The 20,713-nt window shown below is 67.3% G+C and carries 19 protein-coding genes and 1 riboswitch; of the genes, 18 read left to right on the top strand and 1 reads right to left on the bottom strand.

Going from position 1 to position 20,713, the window contains the following annotated elements; translation table 11 throughout:
- Nucleotides 1-215 precede the first annotated feature (215 nt).
- From C8271_RS09140 to C8271_RS09070, 15 genes are all read left to right on the top strand, one after another.
- Entirely contained in the window at nt 216-1,298 is a 1,083-nt protein-coding gene (locus C8271_RS09140) for an AAA family ATPase (RefSeq protein WP_425428192.1), read from the top strand.
- Nucleotides 1,299-1,312: 14 nt separating this feature from the next.
- Nucleotides 1,313-2,209, top strand: coding sequence for a DUF58 domain-containing protein (locus C8271_RS09135; protein WP_106507019.1), 897 nt, complete (start codon nt 1,313-1,315; stop codon nt 2,207-2,209).
- On the top strand, nt 2,196-2,753 hold the full coding sequence (locus C8271_RS09130; protein ID WP_245921070.1) for a hypothetical protein: 558 nt from the start codon (nt 2,196-2,198) through the stop codon (nt 2,751-2,753). The genes C8271_RS09135 and C8271_RS09130 overlap by 14 nt, the downstream gene beginning before the upstream one ends.
- Entirely contained in the window at nt 2,744-3,766 is a 1,023-nt protein-coding gene (locus C8271_RS09125) for a vWA domain-containing protein (protein ID WP_106507018.1), read from the top strand. The genes C8271_RS09130 and C8271_RS09125 overlap by 10 nt, the downstream gene beginning before the upstream one ends.
- A complete protein-coding gene (locus C8271_RS09120) occupies nt 3,763-4,758 on the top strand; it encodes a vWA domain-containing protein (RefSeq protein ID WP_106507017.1) in 996 nt (331 codons plus the stop codon). Before C8271_RS09125 ends, C8271_RS09120 begins: the two co-directional genes overlap by 4 nt.
- Complete coding sequence (locus C8271_RS09115) at nt 4,755-5,687, top strand: hypothetical protein (protein ID WP_212591338.1); 933 nt, start codon at nt 4,755-4,757, stop codon at nt 5,685-5,687. Before C8271_RS09120 ends, C8271_RS09115 begins: the two co-directional genes overlap by 4 nt.
- Nucleotides 5,684-6,862: a cysteine desulfurase family protein gene (locus tag C8271_RS09110; RefSeq protein WP_245921069.1), complete on the top strand. Its 1,179-nt coding sequence runs from the start codon at nt 5,684-5,686 to the stop codon at nt 6,860-6,862. Before C8271_RS09115 ends, C8271_RS09110 begins: the two co-directional genes overlap by 4 nt.
- Before the next feature lie 183 nt (nt 6,863-7,045).
- On the top strand, nt 7,046-8,194 hold the full coding sequence (mnmA, locus tag C8271_RS09105; protein WP_106507015.1) for a tRNA 2-thiouridine(34) synthase MnmA: 1,149 nt from the start codon (nt 7,046-7,048) through the stop codon (nt 8,192-8,194).
- Between the two features lie 4 nt (nt 8,195-8,198).
- Nucleotides 8,199-9,311 carry a hypothetical protein gene (locus tag C8271_RS09100; RefSeq protein ID WP_106507014.1) on the top strand — a complete coding sequence of 371 codons (1,113 nt, stop codon included), beginning with the start codon at nt 8,199-8,201 and terminating at the stop codon, nt 9,309-9,311.
- Between the two features lie 125 nt (nt 9,312-9,436).
- Nucleotides 9,437-11,878, top strand: a complete 2,442-nt coding sequence (gene ligA, locus C8271_RS09095) for an NAD-dependent DNA ligase LigA (RefSeq protein WP_425428191.1) — start codon at nt 9,437-9,439, stop codon at nt 11,876-11,878.
- A gap of 157 nt (nt 11,879-12,035) precedes the next feature.
- A complete protein-coding gene (locus tag C8271_RS09090; RefSeq protein WP_106507013.1) occupies nt 12,036-12,587 on the top strand; it encodes a hypothetical protein in 552 nt (183 codons plus the stop codon).
- 100 nt (nt 12,588-12,687) lie between these two features.
- Nucleotides 12,688-12,820: riboswitch (FMN riboswitch) on the top strand.
- Between the two features lie 72 nt (nt 12,821-12,892).
- Nucleotides 12,893-13,681 (top strand): ABC transporter permease, encoded by a 789-nt coding sequence (locus C8271_RS09085; protein WP_170957844.1) that lies wholly within the window; start codon nt 12,893-12,895, stop codon nt 13,679-13,681.
- A 32-nt stretch (nt 13,682-13,713) separates the two neighbouring features.
- Nucleotides 13,714-14,868 (top strand): ABC transporter substrate-binding protein, encoded by a 1,155-nt coding sequence (locus C8271_RS09080; RefSeq protein WP_170957843.1) that lies wholly within the window; start codon nt 13,714-13,716, stop codon nt 14,866-14,868.
- 130 nt (nt 14,869-14,998) lie between these two features.
- Nucleotides 14,999-15,559 (top strand): hypothetical protein, encoded by a 561-nt coding sequence (locus tag C8271_RS09075; RefSeq protein ID WP_138774548.1) that lies wholly within the window; start codon nt 14,999-15,001, stop codon nt 15,557-15,559.
- Nucleotides 15,556-16,467 (top strand): hypothetical protein, encoded by a 912-nt coding sequence (locus C8271_RS09070; protein ID WP_245921068.1) that lies wholly within the window; start codon nt 15,556-15,558, stop codon nt 16,465-16,467. The genes C8271_RS09075 and C8271_RS09070 overlap by 4 nt, the downstream gene beginning before the upstream one ends.
- Here C8271_RS09070 and C8271_RS09065 read toward each other — a convergent pair.
- A complete protein-coding gene (locus C8271_RS09065; RefSeq protein ID WP_106507010.1) occupies nt 16,458-16,700 on the bottom strand; it encodes a hypothetical protein in 243 nt (80 codons plus the stop codon). The two genes, C8271_RS09070 and C8271_RS09065, sit on opposite strands and share 10 nt — an antisense overlap.
- A 162-nt stretch (nt 16,701-16,862) precedes the next feature.
- On the opposite strand from C8271_RS09065, the gene gatC reads away from it, so the two are divergent.
- From gatC to gatB, 3 genes are read left to right on the top strand one after another with little or no spacing between them, the layout of a single operon-like run.
- A complete protein-coding gene (gatC, locus tag C8271_RS09060) occupies nt 16,863-17,159 on the top strand; it encodes an Asp-tRNA(Asn)/Glu-tRNA(Gln) amidotransferase subunit GatC (protein ID WP_106507009.1) in 297 nt (98 codons plus the stop codon).
- 4 nt (nt 17,160-17,163) lie between these two features.
- Complete coding sequence (gene gatA, locus C8271_RS09055; RefSeq protein ID WP_106507008.1) at nt 17,164-18,669, top strand: Asp-tRNA(Asn)/Glu-tRNA(Gln) amidotransferase subunit GatA; 1,506 nt, start codon at nt 17,164-17,166, stop codon at nt 18,667-18,669.
- On the top strand, nt 18,666-20,195 hold the full coding sequence (gene gatB / locus C8271_RS09050) for an Asp-tRNA(Asn)/Glu-tRNA(Gln) amidotransferase subunit GatB (RefSeq protein WP_106507007.1): 1,530 nt from the start codon (nt 18,666-18,668) through the stop codon (nt 20,193-20,195). The genes gatA and gatB overlap by 4 nt, the downstream gene beginning before the upstream one ends.
- The last annotated feature ends 518 nt before the right edge of the window (nt 20,196-20,713 follow it).

The raw sequence follows: 20,713 nt of genomic DNA, 5'->3' as shown, positions 1-20,713 counted from the left end.
GTCGGCGTTAGGATCAACCAGGCGCCTGGTCGCGTCCACGGGGGAGGTTCGCCAGCGGCCACTCCGGGGTGGACCGGCGTCGATGCGCCACAGCGCACCACCAGACGCACCTGCACCTGATGGGGGAACCGCAGCCGATGAGCCAGTCAGCCAACCCGCCTAGCGCGCCCGGAAGCCATCAGTCGGCGCCAAGCCGCGCTCCGCATGGCGGGGCAGTGCCGAACTCGGGCCCCGCCCAGCAGCCTGGCCAGCGCACCCCGGGGGCACCCGCACAGGGCGTTCGCCGCTCCGGCTCGTTCGCGCCGTCGAATGCTGCGATCGGTGGCCAGGACATGGAGCGTGCGGGGGACATCGTGCGCACCATCACCGACGTCTTCTCCTCGCGCGTGGTGGGCCAGGAGAATCTGCGCCAGACTCTGTTGGCCGCGCTCGCCGCGGGCGGTCATGTGCTGCTGGAGTCCGTTCCGGGTCTGGCGAAGACCACGGCCGCCAGTGCCCTGGCCTCGGCGATCACCGGTTCGTTCTCCCGTATCCAGTGCACCCCGGACCTGATGCCGAACGACATCATCGGCACGCAGATCTTCAACTACGGTTCCGGAACTTTCACCACCCAGCTCGGCCCCGTCCACGCGAACGTCGTGCTCCTGGATGAGATCAACCGCTCGAGCGCAAAGACCCAGTCGGCCATGCTCGAGGCCATGCAGGAACGGCAGACCTCGATCGGCGGCGAGATCCACAAGCTGCCCGAGCCGTTCATGGTGCTCGCCACCCAGAACCCGATCGAGGAAGAGGGAACCTACGTCCTCCCCGAGGCGCAGATGGACCGCTTCCTGATGAAGGACGTGCTCACGTACCCGCGTCCGGCGGAGGAGCACGAGATTCTGGATCGCTCGACCTCCGGCAGCTTGTCTGCACCGAAGCAGCCGGCTGGCTCGGTGACGCTCGACGACATCCGCTTCCTGCAGCAGATGGTGGACCGGGTGTATGTGGACGCCGCGGTCAAGCGGTACATCATCGACCTCGTCTTCACCACCCGCGGCTCCGGGCCGCGCCCGGTGCCGAACCTGCCGCAGTCTGTGCGCGTGGGTGCAAGCCCCCGTGGCTCGCTGGCGCTCATGCGTGTGGGGCAGGCGCATGCCCTGCTGAATGGCCGTGACTACGTCACACCGGATGATGTGCGCGCCATGCGCTACGGCGTGCTGCGTCACCGCCTTGTGCTCACCTTCGACGCGCTGGCTAGCGGCATCAAACCCGAGCAGATCATCGACGCGGTGTTCCACGCCGTCCCGATGCCCTGAGCGGAGGAGCGCCGATGGCCACCTCGCTGCTGACCCGGGTCAAGGCCCGGGTGGACCTGCATACCTCGAACCGGGCTCGAGGCCTGATTCAGGGGCGTGGGAAGTCGCTGTTCAAGGGCAGCGGTGAGGACTTCGATGACCTGAAGTACTACCAGCCGGGCGACAAGATCTCCGACATCGACTGGAAGGCCACGGCCCGTTCCGGTGAGCCGCTGATCCGCCAGTTCAATGAGGAGCGCGTGCGGCACCTGTCGATCGTGGCGGACACCTCCGCGGCGATGTCCGCCATTGCGGCCGACGGCACGTCCAAGCGTGACGCGATGGTGATCGCTGCCGGGCTCGTGTGCTTCCTCGCCCAGCAGAACGGTGATCTGGTGGGCCTGGTGGCCGGTGGTGAACAGCGCCCGGTGCTGCTGCCCTCGCGCTCCTCGGACGGCCACCTCGAGCTGTTGCTGCGCACCATTCAGCAGGCCACGACCCCGCAGGGGCATGCAACGAATACGTCGTGGCTGCTCGAGCGCGCCTTCCGCGTTACCTCGCGCCCGACGCTGATGACGATCATCACCGATGAGGCGCACCCCACCGTGGAGGAGTTCACGGCACTGCGCCGCTTGACGACCCGCCATGACGTCATGGTGGTGCGGATCGGTGACGCCGACCCGCTGCAGACTGATTCTTTGGACCACGACGTGGTCGATGTCCAGAACCCGCGCGATATCGATTCGCTCGCGCGCACATCACGACGCGTCGCGCGGGATGTCGAGGCGTACCGTCGGGCCCGTCGTGATGGCATCTCAGAGATGCTGGATCGCTTGCACATCACCCATGTGCTCACCCAGGGGGAGACCACCGTCATCGACGACATGATCGGCATGCTGCGTGCCCGGGAGTACCGTCATGCTGCATCCTGAGCTGACCGTCGGGCCGGGTGGGGGTATCTCCCTGGCCCAGATCACTGCGCAGCCCCAGATCACTGCGCAGCCCCAGATCACTGCGCAGCCCCAGATCATCGATCCGCCGCAGTACTCGGTGGCCTGGTTGATCCTGGCTGCGCTGTGCCTGCTGGTGATCATCGCACTAGTGACCGCGGTGCTGCGGATCACCCGCATGATCGAGAAGCGTGCCGCCTACCGGGGCCGGCCCAGTGAGGTCGAAGCGCTGAAAGCCGAGTTCCTGCGCGCGGTGAACGACATCGCTGACCGGCATGACGCCGGTGATCTGGCTGCCCGTGAGGGCCACCATGAGCTGACCGGGGTCATGCGGCGTTTTGTGCGCCGCACCACCGGTCATGATGTGACGAGCCAGGACGTGCGCACCCTCGTGGCCGACCCCCGTACCCGCGAGGTGGGACGGTTGATCGCAGACCTGTACGAACCCGACTTCGCCCTGTCGTCGGACCGCGCGCTGGAGGACTCCGTGCAGCGAGCCCGGGAGGTGATCCGCACATGGTCATGACGTTCTGGTGGGTCACCGGCTTGCTTCTGCTCGCCGCCCTTGTGACGTGGGGTATCACCTTCTGGAACCGGCGCGCGATGCGGCGTTCGCCCGTTCTGGTGGCGAACTCGTCCTACCTCGATCGGGTGCCGAGCTTCGTGCGCGCTCAGCGCGCCTCGCGGGTGCTGCGCGTGCTCACCGTGGCGATGGCGGTGCTGGGTGTGCTCGCGTCCTCGGTGCTCAGCGGGCGCGTGGCCACGGAACGGATCGAGACGCCCCAGTTCGCTTCCCGTGACATCGTGCTGTGCTTAGACGTGTCCGGGTCGATGTACGAATACGACACGGAGATCCTCAACACCTTCGCCGACATGGTCAAGGATTTTGAGGGCGAGCGGATCGCGCTGTCGATCTTCAACTCCACCAGCCGCACTGTGTTCCCTCTGACCAACGACTACGACCTGGTCGAGCGGGAGCTTCGTGAGGGTGCGGAGGCGATCGACTTCGACGAATTCGGGTACCGGCTCGGCACGAAGGACTACTCCGACGACAAGGTCTCGAAGTACACCACCTTCGTCGAAGGGACCAGGGGCATCCCGGATGAGGCATCGATCGTGCCCGATGGCCTCGCCTCCTGCGGAATGCTCTTCGACCAGGCGGAGAAGGACCGCTCCCGGTCGATCATCTTCGCAACGGACAACGAGGTGAACGGCGAACCGGTGTTCTCCCTCAAGGAGGCGGCCGACAGGATCGCTGAGCGTGACATCTCGCTCTACACCTTCTTCCCCGGTCGGTTCGAGTGCTCCGAGGAGTGCTTCGACGAGCTGAAGACGGAGACGGAACGCATCGACGGGAGCATTTACCAGTCCTCCGACCCGGACGCGATCCCGTCGATCATCCAGCAGATCCAGAAATCACAGGCCGAGCAGCTCGGGGCGACCCCGACCGTGGTGCGCACTGACCATCCCGGACCGTTCTTCGTGCTGACATTCCTGACCCTGGTGGGGGTGCTCGTCCTGGGCTGGAGGTCGCGATGAGGCTCGAACCGCTCCTGCCCCTGTGGGCATCGATCCCGCTGTTCCTTCTCCTGCTGGGATTCTGTGCTGCGCTGCTGGTGGTGCGGCCACGCCAGCGTGTTGCGTGGCTGCGCCGCTGTCTGATGGTCCTCCTGATGGCTGTGGTGGCGATCCGGCCGGTGACGCCACTGGAGGGTGAGCAGGTCCAGCGGATGAACGCGAACGTGTTCTTCGTCGTCGACCGCACCGGGTCGATGAATGCGGAGGACTACAACGGTGAGCAGACTCGGCTGGAAGGCGTGAAGGCCGATATGCAGCGGATCATGGACATGACCGAGGGGTCTCGCTACTCGATCATCGCTTTCGATTCGACGGCGGCTGAGCAGTTGCCGCTCACCACCGACGCGGGCGCTGCGAAGGCCTGGGTCGACACCCTGAGCACGGAGCCCACCGCCTACTCGAAGGGCTCCAACGTCGATCGTCCGCTGCAGACGCTGAAGACGTCGCTTGCGGAGACGAAGCGTGATGACCCTGACTCGCAGATCCTCGTTTACGTTCTCTCCGATGGGGAGAACACCGACGGGCGCGATGCGTCGCCGTTCGGCGAGGCGAAGCCGTTCGTCGATGCCGGGGGGGTGCTCGGCTACGGGACCGAGAGTGGCGGCCCTATGAAGGCGCGCGGCGGTGAGAACGACGGGAAATACATCACGGACGGCAACGGGAAGCAGGGTGTCTCCGTGATCGATGAGCAGCAGCTCGAAAAGATCGCGCAGGATCTGGGCGTCCCGTACCTGCACCGCACCGATCCTGACGAGCCGATCGAGGGCACGATGGAGGGCGTGACGCTGAAGCCCATCCCGCTGGAGAAGGGGAATCGGGCGACTGCGTTCGAGGATTGGTACTGGGTCGCATCGATACCGCTGGCGGCGCTGTTCATTTGGGAACTGGGGGAGCTGACGTATCGGCTGCCGCGCCGACTGGACCGCTACGACATCACAGGAGCCGCGCGATGACCACGACTGCCCCGCCGCCAGCCCCACAGGCTCCCGTTGAACGCGCCCCGCACGGGGATGGGGATCGCGCCCAGCTGGCGCGCCCGCGTAAGGGCCGCCCCCAGAACTTCGGTCTGAATGTGCGGCGTCTGCGCCGCGTGCGGGCTATCTGTTTCGCGGTCCTTGCCGTGCCGCTGCTGATCCTTGCGCTGCTGATCGTCCGTTTCGTCTCGATGCCGATCACGCAGGCCTGGCATGACGACGCCTACGATGACGGTGATTATCCGGCGGCTGCCGAGCGGCTCGGCCCGGTGAGCGTGGTCAACTGGTTCGAGCCATACCTTCCGCATCTGACTCGTGGCACGGATCTTCTGCAGGAGGGCCGTCACGCGGAAGCCGAGGCTGAGCTGCGCGTCTCCTTGCAGAAATGGTCTGAGGGCAAGGACCTCAACCAGCCGATGCACGCCCAGTGCAAGATCATCAACAATCTGGCGATCTCCATCGAACGGCAGGCCCAGGAGATCGAGGATCCTGCCCAGCGTGCCGACCGGCTATTCGAAGCGGAGCAGCTGATGGCTCCGTGCGCTGGCGGAGGTGGCGGCGAGGGAGATCAGGAATCCGAGGGCGGCAACGGTAACGAGGACTCCGAGACCACCAAGGGCAACGGTGAGCGGATCAAGGAGGAGCGCCGCAAGGCCGACGAGGAGGCGGGTAACGACCCGTCCGATCGTCCCACCGAGGAGGGTGAGGGCCAGGCGCCGCGCGACCCGGGCGAGCCCAAACGCAACGACCCCGAGGGCAAGGGGCCTGAGGAGGAGGCTCCGACCGACGGCGGTGACGACGGAACGGACCCCAAGGAGGATGAGCTCGAGGAGCGCAACAAGGATGCGCAGGGTGGCGACGGCGAGGACGGCGGCGGCTCCGGCGCGGATCCGGAGAAGCCCTGGTGAGCACCGCACGCGCCTACCTCGACCACGCCGCCACGACAGCGCTGCGACCCGCTGCTCGCGAGGCGTTTCTTGAGGCATCCGCCGTTGTGGGGAATCCAGGGTCAGTGCATACCGCGGGCCGACGTGCTCGCGCGGTGCTCGATGAAGCGCTCGCACAGATCGCGGAGGACCTTGGGGTGCCGCGCACCTGGATCGTGCTGACCTCCGGCGGCACCGAAGCTGACAACCTCGCTCTGCGCGGCGTTGCACGACGGGCCCTGCAAAAGACTCCTCAGCGCTGCGCCGTGGCTGTGACCGCCACAGATCACCCAGCCGTGCGAGACACCGCCCCGCTGATCGATTCTCGTATCGCAGCGCGGGAGATGCCCGTTGATGACCGTGGAATCCTCACCGCCGACGGTATCGAACAGGCGCTGGCTCCGGGAGACGTGTGCCTGGTGTCCACGGCGCTGGTGAACAACGAGACCGGTGTCGTGCAGGACCTGCGCACCCTGAGCACGGCCGCCCGTGCCCGTGGGGCCCTCGTCCACACCGATGCCGTGCAGGCGATCGGGCATGCACCGTTGCCGTCGCGGGATGACGTCGATCTGATGTCGCTGACGGCTCACAAGATCGGTGGCCCCGTCGGAATCGGCGCCCTCGTGGTCAAACCGGAGATCGAATTGGTGGCAGGCACGACCGGAGGCGGGCAGCAGCGGGGACTGCGCTCGGGAACGCTCGACGCAGCCCACACTGCAGCCTTCGCTGCCGCCCTCCACGAGACTCTGGCCACGTGGCAGCAAAACATGGCGCGGCTGCGCGGATTGGCGGAACGTCTGCGCGCCGGCATCGCCCGCGTCGACCCGACCTCGCGAGCCACCGTCGCGGACGATTCCGTGCTCGCAGGCCATATCGTGCACACGCTCTTCCCCGGCACGGACAGCGAGTCGCTGCTGTTCCTGCTGGATGAGCGCGGCGTGGACGCCTCCGCCGGGTCCGCATGCCATGCAGGCGTCACCCGCCCGAGCCACGTGCTCACGGCGATGGGGATCAGCGACGACGAAGCCCGCGGATCCCTGCGGCTGTCACTGGGCTGGACCTCCACCGAGGACGATGTCGACATTCTCCTCGCGGCCCTGCCGGAGGCTCTCGAGCGCTCCCGTGCCGTGGCCGCGTTCGCACGCGGCGGGCGTTGAGGCCGCCGGGAGTTGGCGTCGACTCTAGACTTGTCCGTCGCGGACGCCCAGCGGTGAGGCGCCAGTGTCGTATCCAGATCGGTACGCGTTGCCGTGGGGTGTCCGTCACCAATGACCGGTCTCAGGAACCGGCCGCTGGAGACCGAACCTCGTGATGGACAAGTGCAGCGAAGGAGAACCCGGATGAAGGTGTTGGCCGCCATGAGCGGGGGAGTGGATTCAGCGCTCGCTGCTGCCCTTGCACATGAGGCTGGGCATGACGTCACCGGCGTGCATATGGCGCTGTCCAAGGATTCCGCGAGCACTCGGACGAGTTCGCGCGGTTGCTGCACCGTGGAGGATGCCGAGGATGCCCGGCGCGCCGCTGACCACATCGGCATCCCCTTCTACGTGTGGGACCTTTCTGACGACTTCCACGACCTCGTGGTGGAGGACTTCCTCACCGAGTACGCCGCTGGCCGCACTCCGAATCCCTGCGTGCGCTGCAATGAGCGGATCAAGTTCGCCACCCTGCTGGAGCGCGCGCGCCTACTGGGCTTCGACGCGGTCGCCACCGGCCACTACGCCGCGCTTCGACACGAAGGTCAAGGCGGCGCCGTTTCGCTGCACAGGGCGGCGAACGGCCCGAAGGATCAGTCCTACGTGCTCGCGGTCATGGGGCCGGAAGCACTCGCCCACGCCCTGTTCCCGCTCGGTGACTTCGCCACGAAGGCCGAGGTGCGTGAGCAAGCTCGGATCCGACGACTCGGCGTGTCCACAAAACCCGACAGCTACGACATCTGCTTCATCGCCGACGGTGACACGCGCGGCTTCCTCGAAAAGCGTCTGGGCACGGCCCCGGGCGAGGTGGTTGACGCCGACGGAACTGTGCTCGCCACGCACCGCGGCACTCATGGCTTCACCATCGGGCAGCGCAAGGGGCTCGGTATCGAGCGTCCTGCCGCTGATGGTCGGCCCCGGTACGTGGTGGATATCGATCCGGCATCCCGGCGGGTGATGGTGGGGGCCGAAGAGCTGCTGTCCACGTCCGTGCTGGTGGCCAGCCAGGTGATCGCCTTCGAACAGCTCGAGCCGGGGCGCCGCATCGCTGCGCAGATCCGGGCCCATGGCGATGCCGTGCCCGGTGTCATCGATGACGTTCCCGCGGGAACGTCTGTTCTGAGCGACGCAGCACCGGCGAGCGACGCGCAGAACGTGCCCGCGGGAACGCCGAAGGACACGCTCACGGTGCGGCTCGACTCTCCGGTGCGCGGCGTTGCTGCCGGCCAGACACTCGTTCTGTATGACGGCGACCGTGTGATCGCCGCTGCCACCCTCGAGCGGCGGGGGTGAATCCATGAGCTCGTCTGCGCGCGATTCCCAGCTGCTCATTGTGGGCAGCGATGGCGCGCACCGTGCCCCGCAGCCCGGCCCGGAGGACATGGGCGACCCTGTTCTCACCGGCCTGCTCGCGCTGCGCAGCATGCTCGGCTCCGCTCCGGAGGACCAGATCGGGACACGTCTCCCACTGCCGTCTGCCTTCGGTACCGCCGGCTGGGACCAGGTACTGCCCGCGACGTTGGTGCTGCTCGCCGGTGCGAGCGGGGACGTGACCGCCGCCGGATGGAGGCTCGGTCCGGGCACCGATCACGCCTGGCGCCGCGCGCAGGAGATGTCCGAGCGGATTCTCGACGCCGCCCGCATCGCCTGGCACGGGACCGGCGGCACGATCGAGCTGACCGCAATCGGTCCGGCGACCCTGAGCGCTGCTGCACAGCTGCACTCCGGCGAGCGGCTTCTCGCCGACGTCGGCGCGATGCGCGATCTGCCGCTCATGCTCGCCGAGGGCCTGTGTTCACGTCTTGAGCAGGTACGTGAACAGCACCCCGAGGCCTCCCTTCATGTGTTGTTGCGGGAGGAGCACGTCGATGCGGTCCACCGCGGGGCGGTGCGCACGGCATCGGGCCGTGGACGGTACCCGGCCCACAGCGCCGCCCAGCTCAGCGAACGCTGGGCTGCCCTGCTCGGTGCGATCGGTGACCAGCATGATGACGTGACCATCACCCTGGAGTGCGGACGCAGCGCAGATCTGCTGCGCGCGGCCCGGGATGCCGGTGCCACAGCGCTGGCGCTCACCCCCGCTGCGCTCCCGACGCTCACCACGGCGGCCGGTCGCGAGACATGGGAAGCCATCGCCCGCGCCGCCGATGACGGTATCGGTCTTGAGATCCTGATCGACCCCGGTGATCAGGCGCTGCAGAATGTGGACCGATTCCTCCAGACGGTGCGCGAACTGGGCCTTGAGCCCGCTGAGCTCGCTCCACTGGGCGTGCTGGCCCGGGCGAACGCACGCCACGCTCACCGCCGCGACCCCGCGAGGGACCCACGCGGCACCGATCTGCTGCCTCTGGCCGGTATCGAGTCCCTGCTGCGGCTCGCGCCCGGGATCGCGGACCGCCTCAGCGACTGAGACCCGAGAACGCACACGCGAGCAGCTGCGCGCGGTCGCACTCGCTCCTCGGGACCACTCCGCAAGGATCACAGCCTGGATTCGCCGGTCCCGTGAATGTCGGTCCTGTGCGCCACAATGAACCGGTGAACACCGCGCCATCCGACGCCCCCCGCCCCGCCGATGACGATGCCCGCATCGGCACTGATCCAGCGACCGAGCCGCAGACCACGGACGAAGAGACCGCCGATGCACAGCAGCGGATCGCTGAGCTGACTGCCCGCATCGAGCAGGCGCGCATCGAGTACTACGAGCACGACGCCCCGACCCTCAGCGACGCCGAGTATGACGCCCTGGAGCGGGAACTGCGTGCGCTCGAGGAGCGCAACCCGCAGCTGGCTGCGGATGACTCACCCACCCGTACTGTCGGTGGCAGCGTGGCGGCCGGCTTCGCACCCGTCGAGCACATTCAGCGCATGCAGAGCCTGGACAACGCCTTCTCCCTCGAGGAGCTCGACGCCTGGGCGGCACGTGCTGCCGACGGCCTCGCGGGTTCCCGCATCGACTATCTGACCGAGCTGAAGATCGACGGACTGGCCATCGACCTCGTCTACGAGAACGGCGTGCTCACACGCGGTGCCACCCGCGGTGACGGCCGCGTGGGCGAGGACGTCACCGCCAATGTGCGCACCATCGCCTCGGTGCCCGAACGGCTGGATACCGACGAGCCGCCCGGGCTGCTCGAGGCGCGCGGCGAGGTGTTCTATCCGACCTCGGCGTTCGAGGCACTGAACACGCAGCGGCGCGAGCAGGGGCTCGCAGAGTTCGCGAATCCGCGCAACACCGCAGCGGGCTCACTGCGTCAGAAAGACCCGGCTGTGACCGCGTCGCGAGAGCTTGCGGTGTATGTCCACGGCGTCGGCGCGCACGATGGCCTGGAGGCCTCCTCCCAGTCCGAGATCTACGAGCAGCTGGCCGCCTGGGGCTTGCCGACCTCCCCTCACTGGCGCGTACTGCATGATCTCGAGTCCGTTCGCGCATTCATCCAGGAGCACGGCGAGCACCGCCACGACCTTGAGCATGAGATCGACGGCATCGTGGTGAAGGTCGACTCCTTCGCCCAACAGCGCTCGCTCGGCTCCACCTCACGTGCACCCCGCTGGGCGATCGCCTACAAATACCCGCCCGAGGAGGTCACCACCCGCCTGCTGGATATCCAGGTGCAGGTCGGGCGCACCGGGCGCGTCACCCCATTCGGCGTGATGGAACCTGTGAAGGTGGCCGGCTCCACCGTCTCCAAGGCCACTTTGCACAACCAGTTCGAGGTCGAGCGTAAGGGTGTGCTGATCGGCGACGTGGTGGTGCTGCGCAAGGCCGGCGATGTGATTCCCGAGATCCTGGGGCCCGTTGAGGCGCGTCGTGACGGCAGGGAGCGGCCGTTCGTCATGCCCACGCAATGCCCGTCTTGCGGTGCGGAGATCCGGCCCGCGAAGGAAGGTGACAAGGACTGGCGCTGCCCGAACACGAAGGACTGCCCTGCCCAGGTCACCGGCCGGATCGAGCATGCCGCCTCGCGCGGCGCCTTCGATATCGAATCGCTGGGGGAGGAGTCCGCGATCGCGCTGACGGACCCGGATAAGCGCCGTGAAGAGGCGCTCGCCGCCGTCCGCGCCGGGCACGCCCTGCATGTGCCGATCCGCAGCGCCCAGGACGTGCACTCACCAGCCTTCGCGGTGATGAAGAACGGTGAGGCGACCGACGGCACAGACGGGGTCCCAGTACTGCGGATCACCTCGGAGGACGATCCGGCGCTGCCCGGCGTGCAGACACCCGTCGTGCGCATCGGCGACAACCTCTTCGACCTCACCCCGGAGGACTTGCGCGAGATCATCGTCTACCAGCCGGAGCGCCGCGACGGCGAGGAGACCGGTGACTGGCGTGTCGTCCCCGCCTTCTGGTCCCGCCCCACCTGGCGCTACTACAAGTCGGCCGGGGCCTGGAAGCAGGTGGGGCAGGAGAAACCCGGCAAGGCCACTGACAAGCTCATGGAGCAGTTGGCTCGGCGCAAGTCCGAGCAGCCACTATGGCGGGTGCTCGTGGCGCTGTCGATCCGGCACGTCGGCCCGACGGCGGCGCGCTCCCTGGCCACCTCCTACGGCTCGATGGAGGCGATCCGGAGCGCGAGTATCGAACAGCTCAGCGAGACTGATGGCGTCGGCCCGATCATCGCCGAGTCCGTCGTGGACTGGTTCTCGGTGGACTGGCATCGCGACCTCGTGGATGCCTGGGCCCGCTCCGGCGTACGCATGGCCGACGAAACCGAGGAAGGCTTCGTCAAGACCCTCGAAGGCCTGACCGTTGTGGTCACCGGCGGACTGGAGGGCTTCACCCGTGACGGCGCCAAAGAGGCGATCATCGCCCGCGGCGGCAAGGCCTCCGGCTCCGTCTCGAAGAAGACGGACTTCGTTGTGGTCGGCGAGAACGCCGGGTCCAAGGCCGACAAGGCTCGTGAGCTCGGCCTGCCGATCCTGGACGAGGCCGGATTCGTGGCGCTCCTGACAGGCGGGGTCGACGCACTGAGCGGCTGACTCTCCGCTCGCTGGTGTCCCAAGAATGGAAACTATCGCCGTGTTCGCCCCGTAGGATCGGCCCGATAGACGGTGTGCGGGGGGCAGACCGGGAACAGGGGGAGACATGAACCAGCCGATGCAGCATCCATACCCGAAGAGCAGATCTGCCGGAGGGATGCACACCGCGGATGGCGGCCAAGAGCCGTACGTCGTCACCTACGATGACGCCGCTGCACACGAGATCAATCGCTCGATCATCACCAGGTACGTCATCGCCATGTGCCTCCAAGGGGCCATGATGGTGTGCTTCTTTTGTCTCGGAGGACTGCAGATGGTTTTTCTCGACTCGATCGCTTCTGGTCTTTTCTTCTACATGGCTGGCGGGTTCGCCTTCTTTTCCATCATGGTGTACGCCATGGTTATGGAGAAGCAGATGCGTGGTGGTCTTGAGCGGAAGACGGGGCTCGCCTCACGCGGTCCACTGCTGGTGATGGAACCCGACTGCGTCCACGTGTGCACCGCCGGGGGTGTGCTGCAGCGGTACTCGTGGGATGCGATCGCCCTGCACATTCCGCCGCAGAAGCGGCGAGAGAAACCCATCCTTGAGCTCACCGTCGCTGGTCGCACCATGTGTCTGGCCGCGGGTGCCTTGAACCGCCCACGCGAACAGGTCATCGCTGCCTCGGCGCATATGCGCAGCGCGGGCCGTTCGACGGCCCCGCGGTGATACTCATGGGCAGGGACCGCTGCAGCACTGTCTGACCAGCTCCATGTTCTCTCGCCCACCTCCCCTGCATCGTCCAGTCGCCCGGTGCTACGCTCGTGCTCACGTATTCCGGGGTCGGTGAAAGTCCGAACCGGCGGTGATAGCCCGCGACCCTGACGGAGCGCCTGCTCCCGATGGCTGACTCGGTGGAACTCCGAGGCCGACAGTCACAGTCTGGATGGGAGGAATGCGGTGGACGCGTCGCGTCGCCCTGCGGGCGCGCATGCGTCGATCACGTCGCCCCGGTGCTGGATGGAAGGACACCGGTGACGACAGCAGCGTCCGTGCTTCAACGCCGCGATGCGCGCAACCACAGAACGCGAGGCGACCTGCTCGCCCCCTGCATCGCACTCGCAGGCGTGCTGCTGGTGTGGTACCTGCTCAGCCTCACCATCCCCGCCCTGCTCCTGCCCGGACCGCAGGATGTGCTCGCCCGCCTCATCCGCCAGACCACCACCGGGATCACCGGCCGGTACCTCTGGCCCACCGTCCTTCCGGCCCTGGGCGGACTCCTGCTCAGCATCGTGAGCGCCCTGCTGCTCGCCATCGTCGTGACGCAGTCGCGCCTGTTGCGCGTGATCGTCGAACCCTGGGTGGCTCTCTCTCAGACCGTGCCGCTCGTAGCCATCGCGCCGATCCTCGTGCTGTGGATGGGCTACGGGCCGGCACCGATCGCGGTGCTCTGCGCGATTGTGTCGTTCTTCCCGATGGTCACGACGATGATCGTTGGTATCCGGCAGGTGGACCGTACTGTCATCGAACACGCTCTGCTCGACGGGGTCACCCGGCTCCAACTGATCGTCCACGTGCTGCTGCCCATCGCCCTGCCCGCAATCCTCGCCGGGATCCGGGCCGGCTGCGTGCTCGCCATGACCGGCGCCGTGGTGGGGGAGATGGTGATGGGCGGCCAGGGGCTCGGCACGCTGCTGACCCTGTCCCGGCAGGCCTCCGACACCGTCGGCGTGTTCACCGTGATCGTGTGGATCGCCGGCATCGCCATGACCCTCTATGCCGTGCTGACGGTCGCGATCGCCCGCGCAGCCCGAGACCTGTGACCGACAACCCTGTTGAGGCGAAAGGAGCAGCCGTGACCGCATACCGAGGAAACCTGCCGCCGCTGCCCCGTCGGCCCCATGCCCGTCAGGACCTCGCCCGCCGCGCCCTGCTGCGCACCGCCTCTCTCGCAGCCCTGATCCCGACCGGCGCTGCTCTCACGGCCTGCTCCGGACGCAACCACGATCCCCTTGCCAGCAGCGGCCAGAACGGACCCGACAACACCGCTCAGGGCACGACGAGCGATGGCGGTGCTGCCGGGGCTCCTCTGGATGCTGCCGCCCCGATCACCGTGGGCCTGACCTACATCCCGAATGTCCAGTTCTGCGCCTTCTACCAGGGGGTCGAGCAGAAGCTCTTCGGAGACCTCGACCTGCGCCTGCGTCACCACGGCGAGCAGGAGGGACTGTTCGAGGCGCTGCGCCTGGGCCGTGAGCAGATCGTCTACGCCTCCGCCGACGAAGCCGCGGTGGCAGGCGGAGTAACGAGCGTTGCCACCTGCTACCAGACCTACCCCGGTGAAGTCATGATCGCTGGCTCCGCCGCTGGGCTCGGCGACCTCGCCGGGCGCAGCCTGGGCATCCCCGGTCGTTTCGGATCCTCCTACTACGCGGCGCTGCTCGCCCTGCACACGGCGGGCTTGACCGAACAGGACGTCAACCTGGTAGAGATCGGCTACACGGCGGTCTCCGCCCTCGCCACCGGAGCAGTCGACGCGATCCTCGGCTTCGTCAACAACGAGCTCGTCCAACTCGAATCGCAGCAGGTGGACGTGACCTCCGTGCCGATCGCCCCTGAACAGACCCTCGTCGGTCCCAGCCTCGTGACCCTCCCCGAGCATGCCGATGACCCGGTCATCGCCACCATCGTGGACTGCATGGCGGAAGCCGAGCGTCGGGTGATCGCCGACCCGGACGCCGCACTCGAGGCGACCGCACGCCAGGTGCCTGCGCTCGCTGACCCGGTGCAGATGGATAACGCGCGTAACGTGCTCGAGGCCACCATGCCGCTGTGGAAGGACGCAGGCGGTGAGGTGTCCCTCGCGACCGACGACCAGGCCGCGCAGCGCATGACCACGTTCCTGCGCGAGGTCGGGATTCTCGACGCCGCCAGCGCCGACGAACACACCGACGACGATCACGCCGACGGTGAAGCACTGCAGAAAGCCTCCGATAGCGGCGAGGGCTGATCTCGCGCACGCACACTCCCGTTCCGCCCCACCCCCACGCACCCTCACCGGATGCGATCCTGAGAGCTCTCTCATCTCTCTCTCATCCAGCAGGGCTGTTCCCTCATTCCGTCCCGTTAGCGTGCCGGGCATGCCGCGACCACACGTCCCCGCCACCGCCGGAGCATCGCTGCCCGATACCCCGCTCACTCGTCTACTCGCCGCGACCGCCACCGCGGCGCTGCTCGCCGCGGTCGCTGCACCGGCGCGGCAGCTGGGGCGGCGCGATGCCCGAGACTCCTTCCCCTTCAGCCACTACCCGATGTTCTCCGCGACACGGAAAGACCACTGCTGGGTCACCCACCTGCTCGGAGAACGCAGCGACGGCACCATCACCCCGCTGCACTACTCCTACCTGGGAACCGGCGGGCTGAACGCTGTACGGCGCCAGGTTCGTCGGCGCGTGAAAAATGGAGAAGGCCAGCAGATTGCTGATCGCGCCGCTGAACGTCTCGCCCGCCGTAACCGCCGCGAAGATCGCACCGTGGCCCGACTGCACGTGGTGCGCGGCCGCTACCTTGTGGAGCCCTTCATGCGTGGCGCACCCGAAGCCCAGTACACCTCCCGTCTCGACGTGCGCGGTACCGCCGTCATCCCCGGCCGCGAGTATCTCGCCGCCGCCCTGCCCACTCAGCAGGTGATCTCCCGATGACGATCGCCGCCACCCTGCATCGCGTCGCTGACGCCGTCACCCGGCGTCTTGCCCCGCCAGCTGAGCCCGCCGTCCCCGCCGTGCTGCGTATCGCGACCGGCGCGTACCACCTGTGGCACGTCGGCCGGAAACGCAGCATGTACCGCGGCGTGCACCGCACCGACCCGGCGAACTTCGACCCCGTTGGCGTTGTTCGCGTGCTGCGTAAGCCGCTTCCCCCACGCGTGGCCGACGCCTTCGTCGATGCCTCGCTCGCTACCGGTGCCCTGTTCACTGCTGGCGTCGCCCACCGCGTTATCGGCCCGCTGCACAGTGCCTTGCAGACCTGGAACTTCTCTTACCGCAATTCTTGGTCGATGGTGTTCCACCACGAGAACAACCTCGTGCTGCACACGATGGTGCTCGCCACAGCACCGTCGGCCGATGCTCTCAGCGTCGACGCCGTGATCCGCGACGGGACTCTGTTACCCGAGAGACGATCCTGGATGTACGGCGCGGCCCCGTCAGTGATGAACGCAGCGGTCACCCTCACCTACCTGATCGCAGGCATCGCGAAGTTCACCGGCGGTGACGGAGCCAGCTGGGCCGACGGCACTCACATGCGCGGCCAGATCGCCGTCGATACCCTGCGCAAGGAGAAACTGGGCGAGCCCGGCTCGGACCTCGCGGCATCGCTGTATCCACACGCCGGACTGTTCACCGTCATGGGCGTGACAGCGCTTGTGATCGAGCTCGGGGCCCCGCTCGCACTGGTGGACCGCAGGCTCGGCTATCTCTTCGCTCTCGCCGCGCATGCCATGCACTGGGGGATCACGGTGATCATGCGGATCACCTTTCCGTACAACCTCTCCGGCGTGCTCTACCTGCCGATGTGGGTGATGCCGCCGCCAGCGCCGCCTCAGCCCTGAGCCGTACCGCCCGGCGTCGCCTCGCCGTCCACGGCCTCACCATGCTCTGCATCGCTGCGGCGCAGCCGATCGCGCAGTGTCTCACCATCGCGCAGCGGGTTCTCCTTGGTTGCAAGCGCCCTGCGCAAACGCGCTTCCTGCTCCTGCGCGGCGCGGATGCGCGGATCATCCGAGAGCTCCTCGCGGTCCTCGGGATCGTGGGAGGTGTAGTCGATGTTGGGGTCCACAGACATATCACTGCCTCCGATATCGCGGGTGGGAGCGGTGGCCGGGCGCCACAGCGCAATGGACCGATCGTACCGGGCGCACCCTACATCCGTACCGGGCCCACCACGCTGAGCCGGGGCCCTCGCCCGCGCTCAGCCGCCGACGGTGCGGATGCCTAGAATGCCCGTATGCCTTCTATCGGACGAGACGAGGTCGTACGCCTCGCCGACCTGGCACGGATCCAGCTGACCGATGACGAGATCGATCGCCTTGCCGGCGAATTCGACGCCATCATGGATGCTGTGGCTTCCGTGTCCGAGGTCGCGACGCAGGACGTACCCGCCACCAGCCACCCCATCCCCATGACGAACGTGTTCCGCGAGGACGTGGTCACCGAAACCCTCACGCAGGAGCAGGCGCTCGCCGCAGCCCCCGACGCCGAGGACGGCCGCTTCGCCGTCCCGCAGATCCTGGGAGAGGAGTGACGCCATGACCGAGCCCATTCGCCTCAGCGCCGCTGCCATGAGCAGCGCGCTCGCCGCCGGGGAGCTCTCCTCCGAGGAGTTGACCCGAGCCCATTTGGACCGCATCGACGCCGTCGATAATGACCTGAACGCCTTTCTCCATGTCAGCGCCGACCTGGCGCTGAAGACCGCTCGTGACGTGGACGCGCGCCGCGCCGCCGGTGAGCAGCTGGCCCCGCTCGCCGGTGTGCCGATCGCCGTCAAGGACGTCGTGGTCACCGAGGGCCTGCCCACCACCGCTGGGTCGAAGATCCTCGAGGGGTGGATTCCGCCCTATGACGCCACCCTGGTGGCAAAGCTGCGCGAGGCTGGCTTGCCAGTTCTCGGCAAAACGAACATGGATGAGTTCGCCATGGGCTCCTCGACGGAGACCAGTGCCTTCGGCGTGACCCGGAACCCGTGGGGTCGAGACCGCATCCCCGGCGGCTCCGGTGGCGGATCCTCAGCCGCGGTCGGCTCCTTCGAGGCGCCGCTGGCCATCGGCACGGACACCGGCGGCTCCATCCGCCAGCCCGCGGCGGTGACCGGAACAGTGGGTGTGAAACCCACGTATGGATCCGTCTCCCGCTACGGCCTGATCGCCATGGCGTCATCGCTCGACCAGGCCGGCCCCTGCACCCGCACGGTCGAGGATGCCGCTTTGCTGCACGAGGTCATTGCCGGGCATGATCCCCATGACTCCACCTCGCTGCCCGACCCCGTGCCGAACTTCCGCGAGGCGGCACGCCGCCGCGACGTGAAGGGGCTGCGGATCGGCGTGATCGAGGAACTGGAGGGAGACGGTTTCGCTCCCGGCGTGAGCGCACGTTTCCAGGAGTCTCTCGCGCAGCTCGAGCAGGCGGGTGCGGAGATCGTGCGTGTCTCCTGCCCGAACTTCCAGTACGCGCTCGGCGCCTACTACCTGATCTTGCCCTCAGAGGCATCCAGCAACCTCGCCAAATTCGATGGCATGCGATTCGGTCTGCGCGTCGTGCCGGAGGATCACCCGACGGCGGAGAAGGTCATGGCCGCCACCCGCGGTGAGGGCTTCGGCTTCGAGGTCAAGCGCCGCATCCTGCTGGGCACCTACGCGCTGTCGGCCGGATACTACGACGCCTACTACGGCAGCGCCCAGAAGGTCCGCACACTCGTGCAGCGGGACTTCGCCGACGCCTTTGCGAAGGTCGACGTGCTCGCTTCGCCCACGGCGCCGACGGTCGCTTTCCGCTTCGGGGAGAAGACCGACGACCCGCTGGCGATGTACATGAATGACATCGCCACGATCCCCGCGAACCTGGCGGGCGTGCCCGGCATCTCCGTGCCGTCGGGCCTGGCAGAGGATGACCTGCCCGCAGGCATCCAGTTCCTCGCCCCAGCCCGCGAGGATGCCCGTCTGTACCACGTCGGCGGTGCCCTGGAGGCGCTGCTGGAGGACGCCTGGGGCGGCTCCCTGCTGGACCGCGCCCCCGAGCTGACAGGAGGCGCGCGATGAACGCGAACACCAGTGAGCGCATTGACCATGGCCTGGTCGACTACGACGAGGCCGTCAACCGGTATGACCCCGTGCTCGGCATCGAGGTCCACGTTGAACTCGGCACCGCCACCAAGATGTTCGACGGTGCCCCGAACGTGTTCGCCGCCGACCCGAACACCGCGATCACCCCCGTCTCGCTGGGCCTGCCCGGTGTATTGCCGGTGGTCAACGCGAAGGCTGTCGAGTACGCGATCCGTATCGGCCTGGCGCTGAACTGCCAGATCGCCGACACCTGCCGGTTCGCCCGCAAGCAGTACTTCTACCCGGACCTGACCAAGAACTTCCAGACCTCGCAGTATGACGAGCCGATCGCGTACGACGGCTATCTGGACGTCGAGCTCGAGGACGGCGAGATCGTCCGTGTCGAGATCGAGCGTGCCCACATGGAAGAAGACGCCGGGAAGAACACGCATATCGGCGGCGCGGCAGGCCGCATCCAGGGCGCCACCCGATCCCTCGTGGACTACAACCGCGCGGGCGTGCCTCTGGTGGAGATCGTCACCAAGCCGATTACCGCAACAGGGGCCCGCGCACCCGAGGTCGCTGCCGCCTACGTCCGCACTCTGCGAGACATCTTCCGTGCCCTGGAAGTGTCAGAGGCCCGTATGGAGCGTGGCAATGTGCGCGCCGACGTCAACGTGTCTCTGCGCCCCACGCCCGAGTCACCGCTGGGCACCCGCACGGAGACGAAGAACGTCAACTCCTTCCGCTCCATCGAGAGATCGGTGCGCTTCGAGATTTCGCGGCATGCCGCGATCCTCGATGCCGGTGATGCGGTGATCCAGGAGACCCGGCACTTCCACGAAGACACGGGGGAGACCTCGTCCGGGCGCGTGAAGTCGGACGCCGAAGACTACCGGTACTTCCCTGAGCCGGACCTCGTGCCGGTTGCGCCGAGCCGCCAGTGGGTTGAGCAGATCCGGGCGGATCTTCCCGAACTGCCGGCTGCGCGCCGTCGGCGCCTGCTCGCCGAATGGGGTTTCACCGATCTGGAGATGCGCGACGTCATCAACGCCGACGCACTGGACCTGATCGAGGCGACTGTTGCCGCCGGTGCAGGAGCGCAGGCAGCCCGTAAGTGGTGGATGGGTGAGCTCGCCCGCACCGCCAAGGAGCAGGATCAGGTTCTCGCCGAGCTCCCGGTGACACCGGCGCAGGTCGCGCAGCTGCAAAGCCTTGTTGATGGCAAGAAGATCAACGACAAGATCGCCAAGAAGGTCCTCGCGAAGGTGCTTGCCGGCGAGGGCGACCCTGAGGCGATTGTCGAGAAGGAAGGCCTGGGGGTCGTCTCAGACGATTCCGTGCTCACCGCCGCCGTGGATCAGGCGATCGCCGATAACCCCGATGTGGTCGAGAAGATCAGGGGCGGCAAGGTCCAGGCGATCGGCGCCCTGATCGGCCCGATCATGAAGGCAACGCGTGGCCAGGCTGACGCTGGCCGCGTGCGGGAGATCATCCTGGACAAGCTCGACGTGCAGGCCTGAGCGTACAGGCTTGCTATCACGCGACGGGCGGTGCACCAGACTCGGTGCACCGCCCGTTTCTGGGGTCGCTCCAGGGCACGGCAGGGCGGTGCGAACGACAAGGAGGCACGAAGGTGTGAGGCGCATCACATGTAATGTGAACGCGGTGTGAAGGCTTGATCACGGGGCGACAGCGTCGATCGGCTCCAGAGATGCGCCGCGAAAGCGTTGCTGACCAGTAAAAATAGTGCGCGCCGACGGGTTCTTGGTGGGTGGTGCCAGGAAAAACGTGTGCATAAGGTGAACGAGCCCATGTGCGGCACCGTCTTCCCGTCGGCCCGTGAGACTCACAGGGGCCGCGGGCCGCAGTACTGCGCGGTCGCGCTCTGTGACGCGGACGGTGCCGTCCCGCGCACCCCGGCCACGGTGGCCGCCCCCGAATCAGCCCCCAGCGGGTGACCAGGGGATCGATCCATGTCGATCGCCAGGGGCTCGCGCGGACGAGACGAGAACAAGGCGCGCCGTGTGCGCGCTATGGA

The sequence above is a fragment of the Brachybacterium timonense genome (assembly GCF_900258505.1).
GTDB classification, from domain to species: Bacteria; Actinomycetota; Actinomycetes; order Actinomycetales; family Dermabacteraceae; genus Brachybacterium; species Brachybacterium timonense.
Note: the sequence above shows the minus strand (reverse complement) of the source record. Positions and strands in the feature narration are given on the sequence as shown.

Excerpts from the sequence above, each read along its gene's own strand:
- C8271_RS09135 (WP_106507019.1), top strand. The coding sequence starts at position 1,313 with ATGGCCACCTCGCTGCTGACCCGGGTCAAGGCCCGGGTGGACCTGCAT.
- C8271_RS09130 (WP_245921070.1), top strand. The coding sequence starts at position 2,196 with ATGCTGCATCCTGAGCTGACCGTCGGGCCGGGTGGGGGTATCTCCCTG.
- C8271_RS09125 (WP_106507018.1), top strand. The coding sequence starts at position 2,744 with ATGGTCATGACGTTCTGGTGGGTCACCGGCTTGCTTCTGCTCGCCGCC.
- C8271_RS09120 (WP_106507017.1), top strand. The coding sequence starts at position 3,763 with ATGAGGCTCGAACCGCTCCTGCCCCTGTGGGCATCGATCCCGCTGTTC.
- C8271_RS09115 (WP_212591338.1), top strand. The coding sequence starts at position 4,755 with ATGACCACGACTGCCCCGCCGCCAGCCCCACAGGCTCCCGTTGAACGC.
- mnmA (WP_106507015.1), top strand. The coding sequence starts at position 7,046 with ATGAAGGTGTTGGCCGCCATGAGCGGGGGAGTGGATTCAGCGCTCGCT.
- C8271_RS09100 (WP_106507014.1), top strand. The coding sequence starts at position 8,199 with ATGAGCTCGTCTGCGCGCGATTCCCAGCTGCTCATTGTGGGCAGCGAT.
- C8271_RS09090 (WP_106507013.1), top strand. The coding sequence starts at position 12,036 with ATGCACACCGCGGATGGCGGCCAAGAGCCGTACGTCGTCACCTACGAT.
- C8271_RS09075 (WP_138774548.1), top strand. The coding sequence starts at position 14,999 with ATGCCGCGACCACACGTCCCCGCCACCGCCGGAGCATCGCTGCCCGAT.
- C8271_RS09070 (WP_245921068.1), top strand. The coding sequence starts at position 15,556 with ATGACGATCGCCGCCACCCTGCATCGCGTCGCTGACGCCGTCACCCGG.
- C8271_RS09065 (WP_106507010.1), bottom strand. The coding sequence starts at position 16,700 with ATGTCTGTGGACCCCAACATCGACTACACCTCCCACGATCCCGAGGAC.
- gatC (WP_106507009.1), top strand. The coding sequence starts at position 16,863 with ATGCCTTCTATCGGACGAGACGAGGTCGTACGCCTCGCCGACCTGGCA.
- gatA (WP_106507008.1), top strand. The coding sequence starts at position 17,164 with ATGACCGAGCCCATTCGCCTCAGCGCCGCTGCCATGAGCAGCGCGCTC.
- gatB (WP_106507007.1), top strand. The coding sequence starts at position 18,666 with ATGAACGCGAACACCAGTGAGCGCATTGACCATGGCCTGGTCGACTAC.